Genomic DNA, 25,165 nt, shown 5'->3' with positions numbered 1-25,165 from the left:
CCCCGCGAGAAGGCAGGCCGACAGTGGCTTGCGATGAACTGCCCGTCGGCGCGCGCTCTCAGGATAAACGCCTCCATCGTCCGCGTCGGCGTCGGCCCATTTGGGCGCACGACCTCCTTTCCGCTTGCGGCCATCGATTGTGCCCCTAATAGATGCGCCATGCGCGTCGATTGTCCGCAATGCAGCGTCGAATTCCAGATCCCCCGGGAATTCGTTCAGCAGCCAGGGCGCTGGCTGCGGTGCGGCTATTGCGATTGCTCTTGGTTCGAATTCGTCCATGAACATCAGGACCAGCCGACGGGCGACGAAGTCGCGCCTCGATCTCCCCCTTCAACCGCAATCGTGACGGTAAGCCATCCGCAATACGACGATGCCTCTCCCGTCCGGCGTTCGCGGTCCACTTCGGACATCGCGATGGGCATTCTCGACGGCTCGTTCAGCACCACAGACAAGGCCAGGGGTTCGGGTTGGTTCGGCCGAATGTTGAGACTGCGACGCCAGTCCTGACCTCTTTGGCAGATTGGCGCCGGATATAATCCGGTTGGGTTAGTCGTGCGCTTTATTGGGAACCTTTTGGAACGCTAGGAGTAAGCGCATTCCAATATGGCTCTGCCGTGGCATGGATCGGACTGCTTCATCCAACTTTATGTCCCCCAATCGGACCCGGAGCGTGAACTTGGCAATTGACGACATCCCTGGCCCTGGAGGCAATCCGTTCTCGGACGCCTCCAGGCGTGTGTTCATGGATACGTCGCAGTGCTTCATCGACAGTTACGCAACGCTCACCCGTCACGGCTTCACGCCGGAAGACGTGGCGCGTTCGATGCTCGCCGCCGCCGTCAACTTCTACCAGATCTTCGAAATCCATCAGGGTCTGCCCGAGACTTTGCGGATGTTGGCGGACAGCCTCGAGGACAGGCACAACTAGGTCCGGCCTCCGGCAGGGAAATCGTGCGTCAGAACGTTGTAGGGGCTACGTCCTGACGCACTTGCCGCCGCGAGCTCGCCGGCGACATTCGGAAATGCGGGCGCAGCGCGAGGGATGCCCCGGCCAGCACACCAAAGATGAAATCGGGCACAGGCGATGCGGCCGTGAAAAGCGCCGGTATCACCGAGAGCAAGGCGGCGGTGCCGCAGGCACCTGACAGGTTCGCCTGCAGATCGGTCGAATTGCCCCAGGTGGATTGCCGCGCAGGCCGGAATACCCAGAGGGCATAGGCGACGATCGACAAGATCCCGACGATCCCCATCGAGCCTAGAATTGCCGTCAGCAGGCTTGACGAGCGGAAGCTGCCCGGCCCGATCCCGAGCCCGCCCGAAGCAAGCATCGCATCGACGCCTTGCGCCATCCAGAACCAGCGCTGCTTTCCGGAAACGGTGTCCGCCTTCGAGAATACCATCTGGTCCAGCACGTGGCTCGCGGTGTCGACATATGACGGTAGAGCGGCCAGCATCGCGGCGATGATGATCGCACCGATGATGAAGGCAATGCCGGCTTCGTTCACACGCTTGGCATTGGCAAGGCGCGAAAAGACGACGGCGCGACAGAGAAAGAATATCGCATAGGCAGCCAGCCCGAGATAACCGGTCGAGGCCGTGCTGGCGATCAGGGCGATGAAGAGAACAATCGCCGCGCTACCTGTGCGCTTGGGCAAAACCGACCGGTACCAGCACTCGGCCATGAACACGAAGAGGCCGAACGCGAAAGCGGCATAGGCCGAAGGCTCGGGAAACAGGCCGTTCATTCTTGCGACGCCGCCGACGCTCTGGCTCAATTGCTGGTACGATCCGTTGCGCAGACTTTGAAAGACGATGCCCACCGGGCTTCCGCGTGTTGCGACCTCGACCATGCCGGTCAAGGCATGTAGCCAGCCCACCACGACGCCGCTTTTGACGAGCGCCTCGGCACCGCCGCGCAGGCGGCACAGCACCGTCATTGCGACGGCGACTACTGCAACCCCGATCAGGTACACCGAAGTCGTGATGTTCTGCGAACTCGGCCGAAGCGGTTCGGTGTAGTAGATCATCTGCGACACTTCGTTGCGCAGAGGTGTCACGTCGATGCTGCCATGGAAAAGGCGCGGGCCGATGAAGGCCATAAAGACGCCGTAGATCACGAAGATGCACAAGAAGACGTTTTCGCGCAAAGCGGTAACGACTTGTGATGCATTGCCAGACCCCGGAATGACGAGGCGGGCCATCACGAAAAGGAGCGCGAATTGGACAGGTGGGATCGACGACCCGCCAAGCGCGGGCAGCTGGATCGCGGCAGAGCCGCCAAACATGGCGGAGACCAGCAGAAACCAGACACAATGCCGGCTCGAGCCTCCGACAAGAAGGAGGGTGCCGAAGAGCAGCTGGATCAGGCCGATATAGGTCGGGATCACGGTCGTGCTGCTCTTCGGCAGACGCAAGGACGGAAGGGCCAGCCGGTCATGCTGAGACGAGGTCCATCAACTTGCGGTCGAAATTTTCCGGAGCGAAGTTCATGCGCGCATGGCGCATGGCATCTTCAGGTACGAAGTCGCGCAGGAAAAGCTCCATGCGGCCAACCCCGTCGGCCAGCGCTTCGACATCCTGTCTTGGGAAGAAGAGCCCCGAAACGCCTTCTTTCACACTGTCGAGCGCGCCGCCGCGTCCGAATGCAAGGACCGGGCGGCCCGATGCCATCGCTTCTACCGGCACGATCCCGAAATCCTCTTCGGCCGTGAAGACGAGTGCCTTTGCCGTGGCATAGGCGCGGCGCAGTTCGTCGAAGTTCATCCGTTCGACAAACCTGATGTTGCTTTTCGCGCGCGCCTTCAGGCTTTTCAGCATGCTTCCGCTTCCGACCATCGTCAGCGGCAGGCCAAGGGCATTGAACGCATCGACGGCCAGGTCGGGGCGCTTGTAGGGGACCATCTGGCCGACCCACAGATATGCATCGGAAATGTCGTCGGCCTTCGAGAACAGATCGGTTTCTACCGGAGGATGAATAACCTCGGCCTCGCGCCGCCAGAACTTGCGGATGCGGCTTTGGATGAAGTGCGAATTGGCCGCGATGCGGTCGACCCGCGCGCTCGAACTGACATCCCATGCGCGCAGCCGGTTGTACATCATCGGCATTGCCATCCTGGCCAGCGGGTTCGCCTCTGCCCGATAGTGGTGATAGTGGTCCCAAAGGTACCGCATCGGCGAATGGCAGTAGCAGGCATGGGTCGATCCGGGATCGGTGATCACGCCCTTGGCCGGTCCGGACTCGCTGCTGATGACGAGATCGTAGCCTCGCAAATCCATCTGTTCGAGCGCCATCGGCATCAGCGGCAGGTAGTACTGGTACAACTTGCGCGATCCCGGCAGCCGATCAATGAAACTGGTCGTCAGCTTCCGGCTGCGGATCTTTTCCGAAACGGCGGACGGATCATAGACATTGGTGAAGATGTCGGCCTGCGGGAACAGGTCCAGCAGCCTTTCGATCACCCGTTCCCCACCACGCATGGACACCAGCCAGTAGTGCACGATCGCGACGCGCGGCTGAGAAAAGCCTGCCGGTTGCGGGATCGCGGCGTTGGCCACGATCTGCGGCGTGAACGAGTTCAAGCGTAGTATTCCTTGTACTGCTCGAAGTAGTAGTAGGGATCCTCGCGGCCGAAGCGGCCCTTGCGCTTCATGTCGACCCGCGTGATCGCGATGCCTGCGACATTGATCCAGCTTCCGCTCATCAACCGCATCGCGGCTTGCAGGGCATCCACCGGCGTCTTGCCGAAACGGGCGAGCATGATCGTGGTGTCGGCCTTGGCAGCGACCGAGCGGGCCGAAGCGATCGGCAATACCGGCGGAAGGTCGAGCACGATATTGTCGAACTGGCTGCGCAACCCTTCGAGCAAGGCGCTGAACGCATCGCCGCTGATGAGGCTCTCGATATTCTCGCTGTCGTGCGTGATCGGCAGGATGGCGAAATTCTCTCCGTCCCACAGAAGCGCATCTTCAACCGGCGCAGCTCCTTCCAGAACTTCGCACAGGCCGGCCCGGTCGGCGATATTCATGAGCTGCGAAACGCCGCGGCGGGCATAGTCGCAATCGATGAGCAGCGTACGCCGGTGCCCTGTCGACAGGACCTGCGCGAGGCTGGTGGACGTGACGGACTTGCCCTCCTGCGGGAGAGGAGATGTAATCGCGATGATCTTGGTCGGGCCATCGGCGGTTAGTTCCACCGAAGTGATGAGCGAACGGAACGCCTCGACGAACGGGGATCGCGGTTCTTCGAAGACATAGCGAACGCCGCTGCCCTTGTGATCGAGCTTGGGGATCGAGGCCAGATAGCGTTGACCGGTCGCGTGTTCGACCTGCCTCGGGGTGGTGATGGTCCGATCGGCTGCATCGGTAAGGAAGCCCGCAAGCAGACCCAGACCCAGCCCAAGGAATGTCGCGAGAAGGACGTTGATCACCAGATTGGGGGAACTGGGCTTCGAAGGAAGCGCCGAAAGGGTGAGAATGCGCGCGTTCGGCCGCTCGGTTCCTTCGCCAGCGACGAGTTGCTGGTACGAATTGAGGTACGCCTCGTAGAGACCCTGCGAAACCTGCGCATTCCGCTGCAGTTCATCGAGCCCGGCAAGCGCACCGTTCGAGACGGCGAGGTTCGACCGCGCTCGTGACAGACTGCCCGAAAGCGAGGCGAGGCGCTGTTGCGACACGGCCGATTTCGCTTCCAGGTTCGAGATGACCCGGCCGATCTCCGCCTGGATACGCTGGCGCACTTCGGCCAGCTGGTCCTTGGACGCGATCAGCGCGGGATGATTGGGCCCGTATCGTGATGACAGGTCGGCCACCTGCGCTGCGATCGTCGATTCCTGCGTCCGCAGGTCCGAAACAACGCTCGACCCAAGTGCTTCGCCGACATCGTCGCCGCTCGACCCTGAACGGAGCTGGCGGCGGGCGGTAGCGAGGCGGGCCTGATCTTCGGCAGCAGCAGCGCGGGCCGTTGTTACCGCCTGGTTGTAGCTGGAGATTTCCTGTTCGGTGAGCGATGCGCCCGATGTGCTCAGCAGGTCGTTGCGGATGCGATAGTTCTGCAAGGCGACGGTGTCGGCCTGTGCCTGCGAGCGCAGTTCGTCCAGCCGTTCGCGAATTGCGCCGATCGATCCTGCGGTGCGTTCCTGGGTGGAAAGCAGTTCCCACTGGACGAACTGGCGCGCAAATTCATTGGCGCGGTCGGCTGCTTCCTGCGGAGTGTCTCCTTCGAAGGCGATGGTGATCGCGTAGCTCTCACCGCTGCGCGCCGCGGAAACGCGATTGATAAGGCTGTCGATGACATCCTCGCTCTCGGCCTCGCTCTTGCCATCCAGCAGGCCGGCTTCGGCAGCGACGCGCTTTGCCATTTCACGCGACTCGATAATCTCGATCTGCGTGTCGACCAGTGCGCTGTTGGGCAATTGATCGGGATTGTTCGCGGCAGCGCCCGGGCTTTCGGGCGATGGCGATTCCAGGCTGACGACCGAGCGCGCCGTGTAGGTGGGCGGCATGAGGAACGTGACCAGCACGCCCAGCGCCACGACGACGGCGAATACGGCGGCGATCAGTTTGAAGCGACGCCGGATGAAGGAAAGACTTTCGGAAAAGTCGATCGCATCGGATTCGGAGATCGAGCGATTTCCGAGTTCGGCGAGAGAACCATGAGATGCGCCGTGGACGACGAGACGGGTGCCGTGCATGTCACTCACCTTCTTGGGGACCTGAAAGGAAAAGGACGGTCATATGATGATCGCGAGTCCGATGCGGAACGTGGCGCCATCGTATGAGCGACCTCCGCCTCTTTCGGTTTGCTTGCGATAACCGGCGCCGCCGCTCAGGCTCAGCATCCGGGCAAGACGGACACGAAGCGATCCGTCGATAGCGTAGCGGGTCTCGCGGACGGGGCTGTCCTGGTAGTTCCAGCGCGCGACGTCTGCGGACAGGGCGGCAATCATGCGAGAGCCAAGGCTTTGCCGGGCTTCGAGCTGGAAGCGGCTTTGCACCACTGCCGGAATGCCGACCGAGGGTGATCGCTCGACCGTGCGGCGACCGACTGCAGCGACCTGTAGTCGCGGCGTCGGGCTCCACCGCCCGAGCACCCTGAAATCGAGGCCGTTGAAGGAACGGATCGTCGGGTCATCATAGCTGCGGTGGACGTATCCTGCCGCGACTTCCGCCTCGACCAGTTCCGACACGTTGAAGCGCGCCCCGGCGAGCAGCGAATAGCCCTCTGAATCGCGGTCACGCACCGGATTGACGTCATAGCTAGTCGCTTCATACGACGCTTCGCCGAAAGCTCGAACGCCAGGCGAAAGCCGGATGCTGCTATCGATGAATCCCCGCTTGTCCGTGACGTCGCGGAACGAAAGATCGGTATCCACCCCGCCGATCGACACGTCGGAATAGCTGCGGCGGCTGATGTTGGCCCCTGCACCGAGTTCGAGGATACCGCCGTAACGCCCGACACTCAGGCCGCCTGACGCGAAGGTATATTCGATGGGGCTGTCGCTCAGCGGATTGTCACCGAATTCGCCGCGGCTTTCCACGCGCCGTGCGATTTCCGCCGTGCCGCGGACGACGATCCCCTCTGCCAGGTCCAGCCTTGTCCTGCCGCGGATCCCATATTGCTCGCTGTTTTCCGAAGACTGTTCGAAATAGCGCCGCACTTCCCCGCTGGCGGTTACATCGATCTCATGCCTTGCGAGAGTGGGGCGATAGCTGACGCTGGGGCGCACCGAAACGAAGGTGTCGGCGATCTTGCCCGTTTCGCGGTCGTAGATGTTGGTGTCACGCGCGAGGTCGAAGTTGATCCGCGGATAGAACGCCTGGGCGCCGGACCGCAGGCCCTGCGGGGTCTGGTCCACCAGCAGGTCTTCGGGGTTCTGGACGTCCAGCGATTGGGCGATCGCTGCGTTCGGGGTGGCCAGGGTCACCGCGGCCGCAGCTGTCAGGCATATCGCCCTGAGCGGCAGTGCGGTAGATGGACGACGCAGTTTACCACTTGTTAACGATAAGTGGGGATAGTCGGCTCGTGCACGGATGTTGATCAATTCCGCTTTGCTATTATGCGCACACTCATCCAAAAGAGGTAGATGGAGGGGTTTGATGGAACTTGCCTTGCCGTTCGGAAGATCAGAATCCGCGGAGAGCATCTTGGGTAAGCCTGTGCGACCGCAGCGTTCCTTCGGGCGCGGACTGCTATTTGCAGCACCAGTGGCGATTGCCGCTTGGGCGTTGCTTTTCTGGCTTCTGTAACCGACCATCAGACCGCCCCCTTGCGAAAAACCACGGCGGGTATGGTCGCTGCCATGATCCTCAGATCCATTCCGATCGTGCGCGAACACGCGTAATAACGGTCGGTCGCGACGCGCCGACGATAGGTCGTCCCGCTTCTTCCGGTGACTTGCCAAAGGCCGGTAAGCCCCGGCTTTGTCGCATGGTAATGTGCGATGAAACGGCCATAGCGCGGGACTTCGTCACTCACGATCGGCCGCGGGCCAACCAGGCTCATGTCGCCGCGTATCACGTTGAATAGCTGCGGTAATTCATCAAGGCTCGTGGCGCGCAGAAATGCCCCAAGGGGTGTAATGCGCGGATCGTTCGCAAGCTTCTGATTTAGCGCCCATTCAGCGGACGCCGCGGCGTCCGTTTCAAGCAGGGCGCGCAAGACTTCCGCACTGTCGCAGCGCATCGAGCGGAACTTGAGACAGGCAAAATCCGATCCGTCGCGGCCCACCCTTGCCTGCCTGTAGAGCGCCGGGCCCGGATCGAAGATCCGGATGGCAACGGCGACGATGACCATGACCGGCAGGAGGAAAACAAGAAGCAGTACCGCGCCCGTTAAATCGATGCAGCGGGTGATTCCGTTCTGGGAACGGGCGAAAACGAAGGTTTCGGTCTGCTCGACCGCGCTCGCAGCGACAGGCTCGACAGCCGTGGCGGTGGAGAGCGCGGCCGATGGCGATGCCACGACGGCACCCCCATCGATAGCCGGAAGACACGTGCCATTGGCCCCCCGACCGGCGGAAAAGGGCCGGTTAACGGCGCCCTCCGGCCATGCCAGGTCAGATCGTTTCAATTGGTCGTTGTTGGTGGCTAGCAAAACCTGCCCTCGACATAGTTCGTAACTGCGATGGCCATGCTCCGAAGAACACTACCCTCTTAACGATGGCGATATTGTCGGTCTGACAGAGCGGTTTAGGCAAACGGGCATAAGGTCTAGAGCACTTACCCGCAGGGGCTAATCTCTCTGAACCCTTGGTGCTTCGAAAAGGCGCGCTTTACACTTCGTGGCAATTTCGACGTGCGGGAAACGCTTTTTCAGCGCGTCCACCGATTGCGAGGAGTTCTGAAATGGCCATCAATCACGACACCAATGCAAAGCGGTCGCTTGCACGTTTGAGCCCGGCGCTCTTGCTTGGGCTCGCTTCTGCCATTGGCCTCACCGGCTGCGCATCCAACGACTATGGCACCGTCTCCGCTCTTTCGGCGAATAGCGCGGTGGAGCGTGGGAATACTCTTGCCGCCGGCGAGACCGTCAAGGTCGGCGTCTTCAACGAACCGACCCTTACCGGTGAATTCATGATCGGGCCTGACGGCAATCTGGCGCTTCCTCTGATCGGCGTTGTCCAGGCGGCAGGACAGACTTCGACCTCGCTCGCGACGCTGATCGGCACGCGGTTGAGCGAAGGCGGCTACGTCCTCGATCCGAAGGTCAACGTCGAGACACTGGCCTATCGACCAGTCTATGTGCTGGGGGAAGTCCAGAAGCCCGGTGAGTATGCCTATTCCACCGACATGACGCTTCTTCAGGCCATCGCGAAGGCGGGTGGATACACACCCCGTGCCGCCAAGAGCTATGTCGTCCTGCAGCGGCCGACGTGGGCCGAACCGAAGCGTGTGGAGCTGAAGGAAAGCGTCCTGCAGATTGCACCTGGAGACACGATCATGGTCTCTGAGTCCTTCTTCTGATAAAGAAAATTATGTCCCAAAATGGGACAAAAAATCAAGATTAACAATTATTAACGGAAATTCACCTTTTTTTTACCAATAATTTTGGCACTCTGTCGCAGTCGCACAAAATCCGGTGAGTCGGGGAATTTGTCAGGTCTGCATCCGGCTCATCGTCGCGATGCAACCCTCACCTTGTGATGTGCCTTCTCCATGATGGGGGTCAAAACATGGGTAGTTCCGTTAAGCTGATATGCCACAATGCTATTGCTCGCGAGGGTCTGGTACGAATCCTTTCGGCTGAAGACTTCACTTCGGTCGAAGCAGTCGGCGAACTCGATGCAGCCGCATGGCCTCCGACCGACGAGGTCGAGCTCGTCGTCATCGACGTTGCGGAACATGCCAAGAGGGATGAGATCCTGGACAGCATTGCCGCTGACTGTCCCTTGGCGCGTCCGGTGATCCTTGCGGACACGCTGGAGCTTGGCTCTCTCCTGTCCTGCTTTCGCAAGGGCGCACACGGGTACATCATCAAGGACCTGGACTGCGCCAGCCTACTGGCTTCCCTGAAACTTGTCGCTACCGGGCAGAAGATCGTTCCTTCGTCGATCATCGGCGAGTTCGAGAGCCAGTTGCCGTCTTTCGAAAGCCATGACGCTTCCGAAGAGTCGCTGAGCCGTGCGAACCTTTCCAACCGCGAAACGGATGTCTTGTGCTGCCTGATGGCAGGGCTTTCGAACAAGTTGATCGCCCGCAAGCTCGACGTGAGCGAAGCGACGATCAAGGTTCACGTGAAAGCGATCCTCCGCAAAATCAAGGTCGGCAACAGAACGCAGGCAGCGATCTGGGCCAATTCGAAGGGATCGGCCTTGACGTCCACGCACAATTGGGCCCGTCGTCAGACCGAGCTTTCCAACGAGGCTATTGGCTCTGCGTGATCCTCCGCATGGGATCAAGATGCGTCTACCTTGGTGGCCGCAAGCTGACCCCGCGATCCAATTACCAGGCTTGCATCGTTCTGTCGCTTCACGTGCTGCCCTGAAGCCACAATTGGGGGCGTAAGCCGAAAGGCCGCTTTGTGCGCCCGATCTCCCGATACCGGACAGTCTCCTTTCGGCCCATCAGCAGTCAAAGGGCGCCCATCAATTGTCCGGTCCGTTGTGCCGGACACCAAAAGCGACTGTCACCTTGCCTTTCCCAAATTCTTGGAACAGCCTTGGCGCATTCTAAAGCGCCAAGCGTAATTCTACTGCGACCGTACGTCCTATCGGATCCGAATAGATCAGCTGATAAGCCTCCGGAACATTGCCAACCTGACTGCTGGTCAAGCGGCGAGCCTTGGTCAAATTGGCTATTACCCCAGACAAGCGCCCCTTTTTAGCAAGATCCGAGGTCTCAAAGATCGAGCCAAGTCCGACAAATCCGCGCAAGTTCATAGTGAACTTGTGCCCAAATCGCAGTCTGTCCCTTTCGGTAACGGTCCCAATCGAAAGTAGGCTGACCCCAGTATAATAACCGTCGAGCTGCAGCCCCATCGTTCCCTTCGTAACGGCGATAGTTCCGTTTGCGGTGTGACGGGTCCGCCCGCCGCCAACACCGATCACCCCACCTTCGAGCAGGTCAACAGCAGGAGCGCCGTCCTGCAAGGTGATCGTGTCCGACAGAGCCATCGAATGACTTGCATTGAGCCGAAGCTGGGGCCGTGCTGCCACACCCTGTTTCGCGCCGCTCAACGGGATCGTTGCCGCGATGCTAGTCTGGAGCGTTTCCTGTTTATGGGCGCCGAAATTAACCGGCCGGGAATCGACGGTGATCAGGCGACCGCTCGCATCCCGGACGAAACGTTCGGGGAAGGCATAGATCAAGGAACTGCCCGTCGGCGGAACGGCGCCAATTTGGTAATGAGTGGTGCTTTGCACAAAAGCGGTGCTCAATTGCAGATTGATCTTGCGAGCAGGTGCGGCGCTGACCGCGAAACGGCGGGTCGTCGTTCGCGGCGTCCTGAGCTCGGGATTACCGCCGTAAATCAGCGTTGCGTAAACAGTTTCATCAACGACTGGGTCGAATACGCTGATATTGTCGATGCTATAGACACGCGTGGTCAGCAGGTCCGGATCGACCGGCATCTGCGCGCGTCCGGTACTGGCGGTAAACTGTATCCACGGTCTGACCTGCCAGTTCGCGGCCAGCGACCAGCGTTCTAGCCGTTCGCCACCCGAAAGCCAGTTGCGGCCCAAATCACCGTCGAGTGTCAGCCTGCCAAACCGCGGCCCTGCAAGTACCGGCAGGGACAGACCCAGCGCCAAATTGCGGTCGGTGCGGGTATATTCGTTCGCATAGGTTGACCGTGGGTCATACCTGACCTGTGTTACGTCCAGCGAGGTGCGAAGCCGAGCAAGACCTGCGGGCAATTGCACAAGCGGCGCGTTGATCGCGACATTTGCGCCAAGGTCGCGCGACTTGCTGCCGGAGCGAAAGCGACCGATGGTCGCCGTCGCGGTTTCGGGATTGTCGAACCGAAACAGGGTATCGCGCAGCGCCACACGCAGCCCGGCACTACCCTGCCACTGGCCTGACGTGGCAAGCAACGTCGTGGTAAGTGAACCGCCCTGCGCACGGTACCGCGTCGTCAGCGGCTCTGCGAACGCCGATCCGTTCAAACCGTCATCGCGTGCCCAGTTCATCCGGCCGGCAGCCTGAAGGTCGAGCCATGACAACAGCCGCATCGAACCCGTGGCGTTCATGTCGATGCCGCGTGATGCGGGGCGCAAGCTTCGGTAGGGGCGCTCATCAACTCCGGCGACGGGCGTACGATCGACGTCGCGTTCGCTCTCGGTCAGAAGGGAGGAATCGCGAAAAGCGAGAGACAGGTTAAGCCGGTCCCGCCCTTTCACGCGGGTTAGAACCGCCTCCAGGTCATCGTCGGAAAAACCGCCCTCGGTCGCCATGCGGTGCGACACGGTCGCCGTCACGCTGGCCACCGAAGGTTTTAGGACAACGTTATAGACACGCTCACCCGGCGCACCGCCCACGCGGACGGCCGATCCCTGCGGCAGGATTTCCACCCGTTCGATCGCTTCCGGGGGAAAGCCATCGATATCGCCCCTGTCGGGGATCGGGCGCCCGTCGACAAGGATGGTCGGCTCGGCATCGGCATAGTCGTCCTGGATCGCATCGATCACCTCACCGATGGTGCCTGCGCCGTAGGAAGCGACGGCATCGGGGTCGAGCACGTCTTCTGGCGGCAGATCGGCCAGAGGTTCGACGATACGCGTGCCAAGAACGATGATGGGGTCGCCGTCGATGCCGCCATCGGAACGCGCCCCGTCCTCGGCATGAGCCACGCCGCCACTCGCAATCGCAAGCGCCGATAGCGACGCAACGCAGGCGAAAGCCCGTCTCATTCCGGTTCGGTCATCTGCGAAAAGCGAAACCCGGCCGCCGCAGCATTGCGACGGCCGGGCTCAGGCCTTGCGATCGTTGGTCGATCAGATGGTCGGCGTGATAGCCAGCGGATAGCTGATGCCGCCATAAGTCACGGTCAGACCGTCGCCGCTACTGGAGATCAGTTCGACGTTCGAGATCACGCCATCGGCAAACTGGCCGCCGGGGCAGCTGCCGCCTTCGACCGGAACTTCGCCAGTCGAGTTTTCGACGCCGAAACCGAGAAGGTTGAAGCCGGTCACCTTGCCCTGAGAGTTCTTGCGCGTGTCATAAGCGATCGACGAATTGATGCCGGTCGTCTTACCGCGACGCTGCGTGCGCGGTTCCTGAACCTTGTCTTTGCCGACTTCAACCGTGAAGGTGCAGTCGTACTTGTAGGTTTCTTCCGAGACGTAGGAGAACGAAACGCCGGCTGCATTCTGCTGAAGCTTCTGGTCATTCCAGCCATAGAGCAGTTGGACATCACCCTTGCCGACAAAGCCCGTACCGCTGGTGGCATCGAACGTGACAGCAGCGAATGCGACGCTCGACATCATGGCAACAGCAATACCCGAACCGATCAGGATCTTCTTCATTGGAAATAACCTTCTCACCCCACACGCGAATCCATTTCCGCGGACAGGGAGGGAATAATTAAGTGTTTGGTTACCGATAATTAACTTTGGTGAACTGCGCCAAACTTGTTCCGAACAGGGACTCCGCAAAAGGGTACCCGCCGAAGTCGCGGCATTTCGATCAGACGAGAGTTTGAAGAACCATGAGCAATTCGGTCCGACTGCTGACCGAAAGCTTTTCATATATCCGGTTAAGATAGACTTTGACGGTTCCTTCGGTCAGCCCAAGCTCTTCACCGATCGCGCGGTTGCGAAGGCCCTTGCGGACAAGCGCGATGATTTCGCGGTCGCGATGGGAAAGGGAGTTGAGCGGTGACTGGCTCCTGCTCGCCATCAATTGGGTATGCCTGTTGCGAAGTTCGCGCGGGATGGCATTGCGACCGGAAGCGACCTTGTCGAGACAATCGACAAGAAGATGTTCACCCCCGTTCTTAAGCACGATGCCTTCAACGCCCGCATCCATCAGCGCAACCAGATCATCGTCATTCAGATCGGCTGTGAGGACCACGACTGCTGGCCTCCGCACCTTGGCGATCAGCTCCTGAACTACCTCGACCCCGCTTTTCTCCGGCATCCTTGCGTCAAGGACGACGATATCCGGTTCAAGCTGTTCGATGAGCATTAGGGCTTCGTTACCATTCGTCGCTTTCCCGATGATGTCGTGCGACGACTGACCAAGAAGCGCGACCAGCCCCGACAGCATGAGCGGATGATCATCGGCGATGACGATGCGGCTCATGTCAGCTTGCTCCGCCTGCCTGCGGATCGGGCAGGACTATCGAAAGGCAGGTGCCTTCGGCGCTGCTTCGCACATCCAGATGCCCTTTCAATCCGCTCACACGTTCGCGGAGGGAAACGGGTTCGAAGCCTTCAGCCCCCGCTGTGCCCTGCCCGTCGTCGCAAAGGTCCATCCTTAAAATGCCGTCGTCCATTCCAAGGGTGATCGAAACTGTTTTTGCCCGTCCATGCCGGACCGCGTTGCCGACCGCCTCGCGCACCATGTGCAGCAGTTCTTCCTCGATCATCGACGATGCGACGATCGCAGGGCCGGGCTCCAGAACACACGATATCCGCCATTGGGTTTCGAGTTGTTCGGCCAATGCTGCGATCGATGGCCTTAGATCGGCGCGGTCCCTTTCGATGCGGGGCTGGCGGAGCGCCGAGATCAGGGTTTTGAGCCGCCCTTGCTCTTGCGACAATTCGCCCTGCAATTCGCCGATCGCCGTGCGCAGGTTCGGGTCTTCCTCCATCCGGCGCAACGCTTCCAGGCGGAAGGAAAGCCCCGCGAGGATTTGGGCAACGGAATCGTGCACGTCGCGGGCCAGCGACAGACGCACACGGTTGGCCGAAGCCTCTCGCCCGTTTTCCGAAAGCACCCACCGTTGAAGCAGGTTTTCGGCAAGCTCGGCCAACATCGCCCCCACCTTCAGATCCCGTGTGCTGAAATTGCCGTTTCCGGTCACCACGACCATCCCTTCGAAGCCGGGGGTCGAGACAGGGATGACCAGCCCTTCCGGATCGTTCAGAACAGCCTCTATTTGCGCCCTTTCTAGCGTAGAAATCAGTTTGCGCGGCTTGGTGTCCCTCGAACTCATCGCATCGCCGGTGCGAGTATCGAAAAGGAACGCGGTTTCAGGCTGGCGGTCGAATTTGAACAACGGGCCGTTCGTTGTCGAACGTGCTTGCCCCGCGCCGATCAACACGAAGATTTCGCCCGGTTCGTCCCTGTCCCGAAAGGAACTCCATCCCGTGGTTGATCGAGTGCGGATTCGGGCCTCCGCCTGGATAGCCGCCATTATGCCCGAAGGCCCCGCAGTTTCGGCAAGCGTCGCCTGAAGGCGGCCAAGGGTGCCGCCTTCGGTCCTGCCTAGTGTGTAAAAGATGAAGAGAAGCGAAAGGACCGCGAGATAGACGCTCCTTACCAGCACTCTTTGTGCGTCGGGCGTGATTTCGAAAAGGACGCTGGAAATAGCGCCGGCGACAAGGAAGATCGCATTCACCGCAATGGCGGTCCAAATGGTGCCCCACCCTCCCCAGCGCAGCGACGCGGACAACAGTAGGAAGACCGAAAAGGTAAAGAACGGGCTCGTGTAGCCATCGGTCGTCAGGACGACGATCGCGAAGACTGCAAGGTCGATGGTATGGGAAGGCAGGGCGAGGCGCTGATCGCGCGCCCAACTGTTCCACGTCAGCGCAAGAAACAAAGCCGCCGTCACGACATAAAGGGCAAGGATGAAGTACGTGCTGTCAGGTGCGGCACTGGGCTGCGAAGGATCAACGTAGATGGCCAGAAGAAATGTGCTGGCCAGCGTAATCCGCGCCAGGGCTGTTATGCGGCTGGGCTTTGCAATCAACACCTGCGCCGTTCCATTTGCCATCAACTCCGAACATTGAGAACCTGGTTTCTCGGCTTATCGGTTAAGACGGCTTCTTGCCCAATTGGTCAAGATCCGAGATCAATCGCCTTCTTTATCTCATCGAAATCGTTGAAGCAGAACCGTGCACCCATCTGATGGCCGCAGTAGCGAGTGAGTGCTGGCCATAATGGTGGTCGGTGCCAATGTCCGCTTTCACAGCTTGCAGCCCAACACCGGACAGTCTGTTATCGGCCCAAAAGCCGAACATCGCGGGAGTTTGGCACTAAGGTCGTCCCTATGCGTGAACACCTGCGTCAACGCTCTCGATAAAGCTGATGACTGCGGAGCCTAGGCCATCTTTAACAAGTTGATCTGTGGTCTTGCCGTTAAAGCCGGGGATTGGGAAATGGGTATACCACTCGCATGCCTCAGCTTTCGACGCGAAGCGCGGCTCGAGGATGGCGATGATTTCGTTCTTCGTCATATCGATTCTTCTGCCCCGCAACCGTAGTGATTAGCCGCGCTTATAATTGACTTTGAATCTAACAATCCGAGCCGCGGTGAAAAGCCCATTGCGTTTTGCTAAATCTGATCGAGTGATTTCCCCATTCGCAAGAGCCTGGGCATCTGCATCACGCTGCGCCTACTTCTCCTTGCGGCGCGCTTCTGAGTCTAGTTCCGAGCGTTCGACCATAGGTATCTCCGATGCAAATCGATATGCCCAATCCAACGCCCGCTGGCTAGCATTGGCAGATCAGAACCAACTTTGCACCTGGGCGCACCTCCCAACAACTGGCTGTCAGTGTTCGGTGGTTCTTCGTGGCAATGGGAACCGCGGCGGGGGCAATATTACCTGCACAATTTCCTGCGCGAACAGCCCGACCTCAACTACCATTGCGAAGAAGTACAGGAGGCCGTGCTCGAGGTGTGCCGTTTCTGGTTGGAGATGGGCGTTGACGGCTTCCGGCTCGATGTCTGCGCCTTTTATTTTCACGACCGGTCTCTGAAGGACAACCCACCGGCAGAAGCCCCGCACGGGTCGCACTTCATGTTCAACCCATATTCGCTGCAGGAACATCGCAACGACATCGCCCAGCCTGAAAATCTGCATTTCCTTAGAAGGTTGCGGGCCTTGTCGAATGAATACGAAGGTCGCGCCCTGCTGGGAGAATTGCATCAGAGTGATGGCGAAGCATTACATCATGCCTATACCGGCCCGGACCGTCTGCAGCTGGCCTATGGATACTGGCTGCTGGGCGCCGACACACTCAACGCATCCACGATAAGGCGCACAGCCGAGAACCTGCGCTTCGGCCCGAATGACGGATGGCCCTGCTGGGCGCTGGACAATCACGATTTCCATCGCTCAGTGTCCCGTTTGGGATTGGAGGAGAGACCCGATGCGGCTCTTGTCACGCTGATTGCACTGACCTGCATGCGCGGTGCGACCTGTCTTTACCAAGGTTCGGAACTCGGCTTGCCGAATGCCGATATCCCTTACGAGGATCTGGTCGACCCGTACGGCCGTGAGTTTTACCCGTCATTCATTGGACGCGACGGAGCGCGTACACCGATGCCTTGGGATGCGGACAAGCCGCACGCGGGTTTCAGCCAGGCGAAGCCTTGGCTGCCCATGACTGAACCGCACCGGCAGCTATCGATAAGGCAGCAAGAAACGTTGCCTGGATCGACGCTCAACCGCACGCGGAGGTTCCTTAACTGGCGACAAGGCATTCCCGCTCTTCGTCTGGGCGGCATGCATTTTCTCGACGTGCCGACCAACGTCCTGGGTTTCACGCGTAAGCATGATTCCCAGGATGTCAGTTGCCTGTTCAACCTGTCCGCCTGCGAGGTGCACATCCCACTGGATGGGGCCGTGCTCGGCCAACCGTTACACGGTCACGGGTTTGCAGCTGTTGTTGAAAATGGCGAACTAGTTCTTCCCGCCCATGGCGCTTGGTTTGGAGCGACGAACTGATGCGCCCGGGACGCGAGGCGCTGATCGCGGAAGCAATGCTGCATCATCCGAAATCGAGCCATTCGAACGTCGAGTGGTGGCGCGGCGCGATGTTCTACGAGATCTATATGCGCAGCTTCAAGGACAGCAACGGAGACGGCATCGGCGACCTGAAGGGCGTTCTGGAAAAGTTGGACTATATCGAAAGCCTGGGCGTCGATGGCCTATGGCTCTCGCCTTTCTATCCTTCGCCACAGAAGGACTTCGGATACGATATCACCGATTTCTGCAACATCGATCCCATGTTCGGGTCAATGGGCGACTTTTTAGAATTGATTGAAGCAGTCCATGATCGCGCTCTAAAACTCCTGATCGATCTTGTGCCGTGCCACACGTCCGAGCAACATCCGTGGTTTCTGGAAAGCCGGTCGGGGCGCGATAACGCTAAGGCCGACTGGTACATTTGGGCCGACAGTGCATCGGATGGCGGGCCGCCCAACAACTGGTTGTCGAGTTTCGGCGGTTCGGCATGGGAATGGGATCCGCGCCGATCGCAGTATTATTATCATCCGTTTCTCACCTGCCAGCCTGCGCTCAATTTGCGCAATGACGACGTTCTGAAAGCTGTCATCGGCATCTTTGAATACTGGATCGAGCTCGGCGTGGATGGTTTCAGGCTCGACGCGGTGCAATGCCTCTGCTGCGACCCTTGGCTACGGCCCAACCCCTTCGCGCCTGACGGCGAGACGAACATGATGGTCGGAGGCGGTCCGAATAACCCCTTCCGCAAGCAGTTACACCTGTTCGATCGTGATGTGCCAGAAGCAATCCCCGTGATTGAAGCTATGCGTGATGCGGTCCGGAACTACGAGCCCGAGCGTGTGTTGATCGGCGAACTGGCCGATGTCGATTCTAGCCGCACCGCAGTAAAGTACACAATGCGCGGCGAGCGTTTGCATGCTGTCTACGACTTTGACTTAATTAATGCTGCTAGATCTTTGAACGACTGGCGAGATCTGCTCAGCATAAGGGCCCGCTTCATGGGATCAGGTTGGATGATGAACGTTCTCACCAATCACGATTCCGTCCGGGCAGTTTCGAACCTGACCTTGTTTGCCGAGGAGGAAGGAGACCGGGCCGCGGCTGCCAAGTTATTGCTTTTCATGCAATCAACATTGTTGGGTGGCAGTATAATCTTTCAAGGAGAAGAGCTTGGCCTTCCTCAACCTGAGCTCGAAAATGACGACCTACGGGATCCTTGGGGCAAGAACCTTTGGCCCGATTTCGCTGGCCGCGACGGCGTGCGCACGCCAATTCCTTGGACTCGATCGAAGACGAAGGCAGGGTTTACGCAGGCCGACAAACCGTGGTTGCCTGTGCCACAAGAGCATTTCGAACTATCCGTAGCCGCACAAGATGCAGACAAAAAATCGGTACTGAACTTCTTTCGGGAGCTGATGGCGTGGCGTCGCGAAGAGCCATTAGTAAGGTGCGGCGCCGAACTGGTCTATGATGTCGATGTAGCCCCGGTGATCGCCTACGACCGTTTTGACGACGAGCGCCGTCTGACATTCGTCGTCAACGTGAGCCTGGACCAACAATGGTTTGCGACCAATGATCACGATGCGCTCATCAAGTTGGCAGGTTGTGTCGAAGAAAATTCAAGGCGCGGAATTTCAATACCACCACTTGGCTTTGCCATTATAAAGAGGGGGGATCATCTAGGTCACGATCAGTGATCGCCCATCCGAAGCCGGTGGGCTAGCGAGCCTCGACAAGACTTGGTCGCATCGTTTTCATAGCCATACGAGCTATAAAATTAGGCTTTGGAAGTTTCTCGCCATCGTCCTCCCCTGCCCCGATCAGCCAAGTCGGGATCTCCTTAACTCATTGGCAAAGTTGTTCAGAATCGCGTGATCAGCACACGGAACCAGTTCGCACCGTGCGCGGGCAAGCCAAACATGAGGTTTGAACTCACTAACTTCACTCAAGGATTGCTTGGGAATTTCCCCACTTGCTAGCTCGGCTTCTTTTGTTTCCTCCGTTCGATCGGCCCATATTGAGTAGCCGCAATGCCGAAAAGACCAAGAGGCAAGATTGCAAGCAACGGCAACTGCTCTAGCTGAAGGGCCGCTTGTTCTAGCCTTGGCCAGTCAGGGGATTTCCTAGTTCGAAACAATTCCTGGTTAAGAGCGTTGTAATGCTAGCGTCCAGATCTCTCTGAAAAGGGACAAAAGATGTAGATCATCGTCTTCGGTTTTGCAGCTGCGGCCTTCTTCGTTGTCTCGCTGGCAGCCAGTTTCTGGCTAATGCTTCACATGACCAACGTTGCATCAGCATTTGAGATAAATGCCGGCTGGTTCGCCTCTAGAACACGCACTTCATTCACAGTAAGAAGTGCCGGTTGCGATAGCTGTCCTGCCAGGAGATCCGGCGCTCTGCATTGCTGTGGCTATTGGTATAGCCGCAGCGTGACAAAAGAGATCGAATCCAGATGCACTTCTTGCGCAATCGAATCGTCGACGATGCGCGTCAGGAATTTCATCGCCAGGAAAGGACTGCCATGACATCCCCCGCCAACCTACCGCTCGCCACCGCCACAGCCGGTTTCTTGGCGGTCATCGCATTATCCGGCTGCGCAACCACGACGATGGGAGCAAGTGTCGAGAGAGGTGAGGCTCGTCTCGCCGAGATGCTTGCCGGGCGAACCGCCGGCGAGCCGCAAAGCTGTATCTCCGCATACGCCTCTAGTCGCCTAAAGGTGATCGACGAAACCGCCGTCGTCTACGATGCTGGCGACACGATCTATGTGGCGCGGCCTGATAACCCTCGCTCGCTCGACACCAAAGACGTTCTCGTGATCGAGCGCACCGGTGGCCAATTGTGCAAGCAGGACGTCGTTCGCACCGTGGACAGGACACTAGGCTTTAATACCGGGGTCGTCTTCCTTAGCGATTTTGTGCCTTATCGCTGATGAAGCAGTGGGAATATTCGTCGCGATCTAACCGTGGGAAGGCCATCCCGGAACGCTGTTAGGTTGATTGTCGCCAGCGCGAGCATGAGTACCATCGGAATCTGTTCGTGCCCCGGGAGAACAGAAATTTGGTCAGGCTGCTCTGCGTTTGCGCTCCCTAGTAAGGGTCATCCGGCACATGCGGCCGGGCCGATGTCATCGCTCTCGGTTCGCGTTTCCTGCATTTCATTTCTTCCTTCGCGACCTCTTCACGTCAGCCAGGATAGGGGGTCTGCTTAAGCAGTCCGGCGAGATGCGCGGCATTGCCGGCGACCATCGCCGCCGTCTGTGTGACCTTGTCGGGGACCTCTTCAAGATCCTTGAAATCTATTGACCCCATCGCCTCGCCAACCCAGTAACACGCTGCCACGGCCGGAATGGTAAAGCCCACGTCGTTGAGCGCCTGAAAGAGCTGCGCCGCAGAACAGTGCGCGCCGTCCTCATTGCCTACGATCGCGGCAACAGCGACCATGGAAAAGCTCGGCATCCGCCCCTTATCGTCAGTCTCACCAAGAAAGGCATCGAGCCGTTCGAGCACCCGCTTCGCGACGCTGCTGGCCTGACCCATCCATATCGGGCCACCGAAAATCAGGATGTCGTGAATGAGCAGCTCCTCGCGCAAGGCGGGCCAGTCATCACCGTCTCCTTCGTCCGAGGTCACACCGGGCTTGATGTTGAGCGATGCCACCCGGACGGTTCGGGTTACTGCGACTTCGTGCTTTTCGAACGCGTCTTTCAGCAACGAAATCATCACATCGGTTGAGGATGCCTGGCCCGGATCGGCCTTTAGTGAGCAGTTGAGAGCAAGCGCTTTGATTGTCATTTAACCTTAACGGGACGCCAAGCGGCATGTTCCGAAAATTCAGGGGACAAAGTGCCGTCGAGAGGCAGATGCGTGCGTCGATGCGGTGCGTCATGTCCCAGGCACGCTTGCCACCATTCTGGAAACCTGATCGTTCTCCGCCTAGTTAATAACCTAATCGACTCTTCAGCTTGATTTAATTCCTTAGAATTATCTTGCGGTGACAGCCTGCGCAGAGCCATCGGTAGTTCGAGCGATCGCCAGTGCCGCCCTTGGCAAGCGGCACGATTTGGTCAGCGTGTATGCCGACCGTGTTGCGGCTGCCAAGGTGCAGTGCTCGTATAGGATGACGGTCTGCTTCAGGTGCTCGCGCATCCTGGCGTGCTCGCGTCCATAACCTTGCTGCCGGCGTGTCCTGCCTCCCTTGTCCGAGGGTTTGCGCTTAGAGATTGAAACGGATTGCGCAGCCAGCCCGCCGAGCATAATTCTCCCGCTTTCGAGGAGGCGTCGGCATGCTTGTTCGTCTGAAGTGCGTAATTCCCGCCATTGTTGCTCTGAGTGCCTGCGCGACAAGCGACCCCGGTTGGATTGGATCTGGTGCGGAACCTTTCGATCAGGCGCTCGCATCCTGCCATGCGCAGGTTGCCAAGATTCAAAACCAGGTCGAGCGGGAGGCTGCATTGTACCGATGTATGGCCGTGAAGGGCTGGACGCGCGCAAAACATTCGGTCGGCGGGTCATCTCCGCCTCCAAGCGCCTGATGACAAACTAAACCTTAAATTATTTGAATTAACGCTTCGGCTTCTGACTTGGCGTGTCCCCTTCGCTCGGTCAAATCTACGGTCACGAGTCGAGCATTTCTGTTTCGCAAGAGCCAACGGTCTGGCGTTGGGATCGTATCCAATGCACACGTACAGGATAAAGCTCGCCGATGATGGCATCGGCGTCGAACGCACTGTTGAATTTGAGGGAGAGGATATGCCGCTGCCCTCAATGTCCTGAGCACTATCGATGGAGGTCGTCGCGCAGAACTCTTCGAGGATGGCAACTTCGTGTGCGCCCTGAAACAGGACCAAAGGTTTAAGGGTCTTTGGAAGATCAGAGGCGGATAGCTGCGGTTAGGATGCATCAGAAAGCCATCGCCGGTTGGCCATCGGTTACGAAGAGCTTTGCTGTGCCGGCAGTCGAAAACCTTTCGCTGCCACGTGTCTTACAGTGGTTTCGCCTGAACGTGCTTTGACCCCACAGCCGGTTCCCCGCACGGCCCGTCGTTATTGACAAGCGTGCAAGCGAAATCGTGATACGCTCGGCGGGTCGGGTCATTCCCCCAACGTAAGCCCGATGGGGCCGGGAAGGCTGATCGGTCCTCCTCGATGAGAAGTAGACATGAGTATCGGGCTGCAATCTTCTCGGTCCGCTCTGATCGCTTAGGCTCAGTGCCCGTCGCAGGGGATTGGTGAGGGCGATTTTTCCGTGGTCAGCGGATGTGGTATATGCGCTGGCCGGGGGACGATGTCGGACTTGGCGGGTCGAGTGGCGACGCTGGCCAGGTCCGACACTTGAGGACAGACCCATGGAAACATTCCATCTGCACTTGAGAACGGCGCTGCAAAATTAGGCCACGGTAGCGGCGGCGAAGTGCTGCTGCGGGCGGCGTAAAAGTCGTCCACTTTTTCCCTTTCGCGATGGCGGCGAGGGGGATGAGGGATTTACACCGTGGAACTTTACCTGAGGGTTCGTCTGGCGTGTTCTGAAGGGATGAGCCAGCGCGAGGCAGCGAAGCATTTCAACATATCGCGCGACACGGTTCGCAAGATGCTGTCGTATTCGGTGCCGCCCGGTTACCGTCGCAGCGCCCCGGTGCGGCGACCGAAGCTGGAAGCGTTCATACCGATCATCGATGGCTGGCTGGAAGGGGACCGGTCGGTTCCGCGCAAGCAGCGCCATACGGCGAAGCGTGTGTTCGACCGCCTTCGCGCAGAGCATGGCTTCACCGGCGGTTACACGATCATCAAGGATTACATCCGGGAGCGGGTTCAGCGCAGCCGGGAGATGTTCGTGCCGTTGGCGCACGCCCCCGGCCACGCACAGGCTGATTTCGGCGAGGCTCTGGTTGAGATCGGCGGTGTGGAGCAGAAGGCGCACTTCTTCGTGCTCGATCTGCCGCACAGCGATGCCTGCTACGTGCGGGCCTATCCGGCGGCCGTTGCCGAGGCGTGGATGGACGGCCACGTTCATGCCTTCGCGTTCTTCGGCGCGGTACCGCTCTCGATCGTCTACGACAACGATCGCTGCCTGGTCTCTAAGATCCTTCCTGACAGCACGCGGCGGCGCGCGAGGCTGTTCAGCGCCTTTCTGTCGCACTACCTGATCCGCGATCGTTACGGCCGCCCTGGCAAGGGGAACGACAAGGGCAGCGTGGAAGGTCTGGTCGGCTATGCCCGCCGCAACTTCATGGTCCCGATCCCCCGGTTCGCGACATGGGAGGCGTTCAACCTGTGGCTCGAGGAGCAATGCCGCAAACGGCAGAACGATCGGCTGCGCGGCGAGAACGAGACGATCGGCGAGAGACTGCAACGCGATCTGGCGGCGATGCAGGACCTTCCGGCATCGCCGTTCGAGGCCTGTGACCAGACCAGCGGCCAGGTCTCGTCGCAGGCGCTGGTGCGCTACCGGACCAATGATTACTCGGTACCGGTACGCTTCGGCCACCAGGAAGTATGGATCAGGGGCTATGTCGGCGAGGTGGTGATCGGCTGCCGGGGCGAGGTCATTGCCCGTCATCCCCGCAGCTATAGCCGCGAAGACGTGACCTTCGATCCGGTCCATTACCTTCCCCTGATCGAACAGAAGATCAATGCCCTCGATCAGGCCGCGCCCTTGCAAGGCTGGAACCTGCCCGAGGCGTTTGTGACGCTGCGCCGGCTGATGGAAGCGCGCCTGAACCGTCATGGGGGCAAGCATGGCCGGCGCGAGTATGTGCAGGTGCTGCGCCTGCTGGAAAGCTTCACGCTTGCCGATCTGCATGCCGCGGTGAAGCAGGCCCTTGATATGGGCGCGATCGGCTTCGATGCGGTGAAGCACCTTGTATTGTGCCGGGTTGAACGCCGGGTGCCCAGACTGGATATGGCGATCTATCCCTACCTGCCCAGGACGAGGGTGGAGACGACATCGGCGCGCTCGTACATGCGGCTGTTGTCGGGCGAGACGAAGGACGCGGCATGAGCAGCCCGGCTCCCGAACTGCTGCTCACCAATCACCTCAAGACGCTCAAGCTGCCGACGTTCCTGCGTGAGCATGACAAGCTGGCCCGGCAATGCGCGGCAGAGGGCGTGGATCATGTCCGCTATCTTGCCCGGCTTGTCGAACTGGAACTGATCGACCGGGAACGGCGGATGGTCGAGCGCCGGATCAAGGCCGCGCGGTTCCCGGCGGCCAAGAGCCTCGACAGCTTCGATTTTACCGCCATCCCGAAGCTCAACAAGATGCAGGTGCTCGAACTGGCGCGCTGCGAATGGATCATCCGGCGCGAGAACGTCATCGCCCTTGGCCCGTCAGGAACCGGCAAGACCCATGTCGCGATCGGCCTGGGCCTCGCGGCCTGCCAGAAGGGTCTGACAGTCGGTTTTACCACCGCGTCCGCGCTGGTCAGCGAAATGATGGAAGCACGCGACGAACGCCGCCTGCTGCGCCTGCAAAAGCAGATGGCCGGATACAAGCTCCTCATCATCGACGAGCTGGGGTTCGTTCCCCTGTCAAAGACCGGCGCGGAACTGCTGTTCGAACTGATCTCGCAGCGTTACGAGCGTGGCTCGACGCTGATCACCAGCAACCTGCCGTTCGACGAATGGACCGAAACGTTCGGTTCCGAGCGCCTGACCGGCGCGCTTCTCGACCGGCTTACCCACCACGTCAGCATCCTGGAAATGAATGGCGAGAGCTATCGTCTGGCCCAGAGCCAGGCACGAAAAGCACGCCCCAACCCCTGACAGAAATGACAATCCGGGTGTTGGCGACCCCCGCTCGGGCTACGCCCTC

General features: G+C 59.4%; 21 protein-coding genes. 8 read left to right on the top strand and 13 right to left on the bottom strand.

Annotated elements, in window-relative coordinates; genetic code table 11:
• Positions 1-284 precede the first annotated feature (284 nt).
• Complete coding sequence (locus A9D15_RS17065; protein WP_280521075.1) at positions 285-410, bottom strand: hypothetical protein; 126 nt, start codon at positions 408-410, stop codon at positions 285-287.
• A gap of 332 nt (positions 411-742) precedes the next feature.
• On the opposite strand from A9D15_RS17065, the gene A9D15_RS08000 reads away from it, so the two are divergent.
• A complete protein-coding gene (locus A9D15_RS08000) occupies positions 743-928 on the top strand; it encodes a hypothetical protein (protein WP_066763795.1) in 186 nt (61 codons plus the stop codon).
• A gap of 28 nt (positions 929-956) precedes the next feature.
• Here A9D15_RS08000 and A9D15_RS07995 read toward each other — a convergent pair whose 3' ends face one another.
• The 5 genes from A9D15_RS07995 to A9D15_RS07975 form a co-directional block, all read right to left on the bottom strand.
• Positions 957-2,414, bottom strand: a complete 1,458-nt coding sequence (locus A9D15_RS07995; RefSeq protein WP_066763794.1) for a hypothetical protein — start codon at positions 2,412-2,414, stop codon at positions 957-959.
• A gap of 19 nt (positions 2,415-2,433) precedes the next feature.
• On the bottom strand, positions 2,434-3,477 hold the full coding sequence (locus A9D15_RS07990) for a glycosyltransferase (protein ID WP_082924373.1): 1,044 nt from the start codon (positions 3,475-3,477) through the stop codon (positions 2,434-2,436).
• A gap of 98 nt (positions 3,478-3,575) precedes the next feature.
• Positions 3,576-5,690, bottom strand: a complete 2,115-nt coding sequence (locus A9D15_RS07985) for a GumC family protein (RefSeq protein ID WP_066763793.1) — start codon at positions 5,688-5,690, stop codon at positions 3,576-3,578.
• Between the two features lie 39 nt (positions 5,691-5,729).
• Complete coding sequence (locus A9D15_RS07980; RefSeq protein ID WP_066763789.1) at positions 5,730-6,923, bottom strand: outer membrane beta-barrel protein; 1,194 nt, start codon at positions 6,921-6,923, stop codon at positions 5,730-5,732.
• A gap of 329 nt (positions 6,924-7,252) precedes the next feature.
• Entirely contained in the window at positions 7,253-8,092 is an 840-nt protein-coding gene (locus tag A9D15_RS07975) for a sugar transferase (RefSeq protein WP_229660382.1), read from the bottom strand.
• A 251-nt stretch (positions 8,093-8,343) separates the two neighbouring features.
• On the opposite strand from A9D15_RS07975, the gene A9D15_RS07970 reads away from it, so the two are divergent.
• Both A9D15_RS07970 and A9D15_RS07965 read left to right on the top strand, forming a co-directional pair.
• Positions 8,344-8,961 (top strand): polysaccharide biosynthesis/export family protein, encoded by a 618-nt coding sequence (locus A9D15_RS07970; protein WP_066763787.1) that lies wholly within the window; start codon positions 8,344-8,346, stop codon positions 8,959-8,961.
• Positions 8,962-9,170: 209 nt separating this feature from the next.
• Positions 9,171-9,878, top strand: a complete 708-nt coding sequence (locus A9D15_RS07965) for a response regulator transcription factor (RefSeq protein WP_066763785.1) — start codon at positions 9,171-9,173, stop codon at positions 9,876-9,878.
• A gap of 288 nt (positions 9,879-10,166) precedes the next feature.
• On the opposite strand, the gene A9D15_RS07960 is transcribed toward A9D15_RS07965, so the two are convergent.
• The 5 genes from A9D15_RS07960 to A9D15_RS07940 form a co-directional block, all read right to left on the bottom strand.
• Positions 10,167-12,344, bottom strand: a complete 2,178-nt coding sequence (locus tag A9D15_RS07960) for a TonB-dependent receptor (protein WP_066763784.1) — start codon at positions 12,342-12,344, stop codon at positions 10,167-10,169.
• A gap of 84 nt (positions 12,345-12,428) precedes the next feature.
• Complete coding sequence (locus A9D15_RS07955; RefSeq protein WP_066763782.1) at positions 12,429-12,959, bottom strand: hypothetical protein; 531 nt, start codon at positions 12,957-12,959, stop codon at positions 12,429-12,431.
• Positions 12,960-13,119: 160 nt separating this feature from the next.
• On the bottom strand, positions 13,120-13,737 hold the full coding sequence (locus A9D15_RS07950) for a response regulator (RefSeq protein WP_066763781.1): 618 nt from the start codon (positions 13,735-13,737) through the stop codon (positions 13,120-13,122).
• Between the two features lies 1 nt (position 13,738).
• The gene (locus tag A9D15_RS07945; RefSeq protein WP_066763780.1) at positions 13,739-15,376 is read right to left on the bottom strand and encodes a sensor histidine kinase; all 1,638 of its coding nucleotides are present in this window, start codon (positions 15,374-15,376) and stop codon (positions 13,739-13,741) included.
• Positions 15,377-15,650: 274 nt separating this feature from the next.
• Positions 15,651-15,839: a hypothetical protein gene (locus A9D15_RS07940; protein ID WP_066763778.1), complete on the bottom strand. Its 189-nt coding sequence runs from the start codon at positions 15,837-15,839 to the stop codon at positions 15,651-15,653.
• Between the two features lie 282 nt (positions 15,840-16,121).
• Between A9D15_RS07940 and A9D15_RS07935 the strand changes: the two genes are divergently transcribed.
• From A9D15_RS07935 to A9D15_RS07925, 3 genes are all read left to right on the top strand, one after another.
• Positions 16,122-17,333: an alpha-amylase family glycosyl hydrolase gene (locus tag A9D15_RS07935; RefSeq protein ID WP_172807494.1), complete on the top strand. Its 1,212-nt coding sequence runs from the start codon at positions 16,122-16,124 to the stop codon at positions 17,331-17,333.
• A complete protein-coding gene (locus A9D15_RS07930) occupies positions 17,312-19,051 on the top strand; it encodes an alpha-amylase family glycosyl hydrolase (RefSeq protein ID WP_156521707.1) in 1,740 nt (579 codons plus the stop codon). The genes A9D15_RS07935 and A9D15_RS07930 overlap by 22 nt, the downstream gene beginning before the upstream one ends.
• 755 nt (positions 19,052-19,806) lie before the next feature.
• Positions 19,807-20,286: a hypothetical protein gene (locus A9D15_RS07925; RefSeq protein ID WP_156521706.1), complete on the top strand. Its 480-nt coding sequence runs from the start codon at positions 19,807-19,809 to the stop codon at positions 20,284-20,286.
• 253 nt (positions 20,287-20,539) lie between these two features.
• On the opposite strand, the gene A9D15_RS07920 is transcribed toward A9D15_RS07925, so the two are convergent.
• Both A9D15_RS07920 and A9D15_RS17145 read right to left on the bottom strand, forming a co-directional pair.
• Positions 20,540-21,148: a flavodoxin family protein gene (locus A9D15_RS07920; protein WP_066763774.1), complete on the bottom strand. Its 609-nt coding sequence runs from the start codon at positions 21,146-21,148 to the stop codon at positions 20,540-20,542.
• 175 nt (positions 21,149-21,323) lie between these two features.
• A complete protein-coding gene (locus tag A9D15_RS17145) occupies positions 21,324-21,431 on the bottom strand; it encodes an HNH endonuclease (RefSeq protein ID WP_373283508.1) in 108 nt (35 codons plus the stop codon).
• A 1,412-nt stretch (positions 21,432-22,843) separates the two neighbouring features.
• Between A9D15_RS17145 and istA the strand changes: the two genes are divergently transcribed.
• Positions 22,844-24,352 (top strand): IS21 family transposase, encoded by a 1,509-nt coding sequence (istA, locus tag A9D15_RS07915; RefSeq protein WP_082924210.1) that lies wholly within the window; start codon positions 22,844-22,846, stop codon positions 24,350-24,352.
• Positions 24,349-25,116 carry an IS21-like element helper ATPase IstB gene (istB, locus tag A9D15_RS07910; RefSeq protein ID WP_066761576.1) on the top strand — a complete coding sequence of 256 codons (768 nt, stop codon included), beginning with the start codon at positions 24,349-24,351 and terminating at the stop codon, positions 25,114-25,116. Before istA ends, istB begins: the two co-directional genes overlap by 4 nt.
• Positions 25,117-25,165: the final 49 nt, after the last annotated feature.

The organism is Croceicoccus pelagius (assembly GCF_001661915.1).
GTDB classification, from domain to species: domain Bacteria; phylum Pseudomonadota; class Alphaproteobacteria; order Sphingomonadales; family Sphingomonadaceae; genus Croceicoccus; species Croceicoccus pelagius.
Note: the sequence above shows the minus strand (reverse complement) of the source record. Positions and strands in the feature narration are given on the sequence as shown.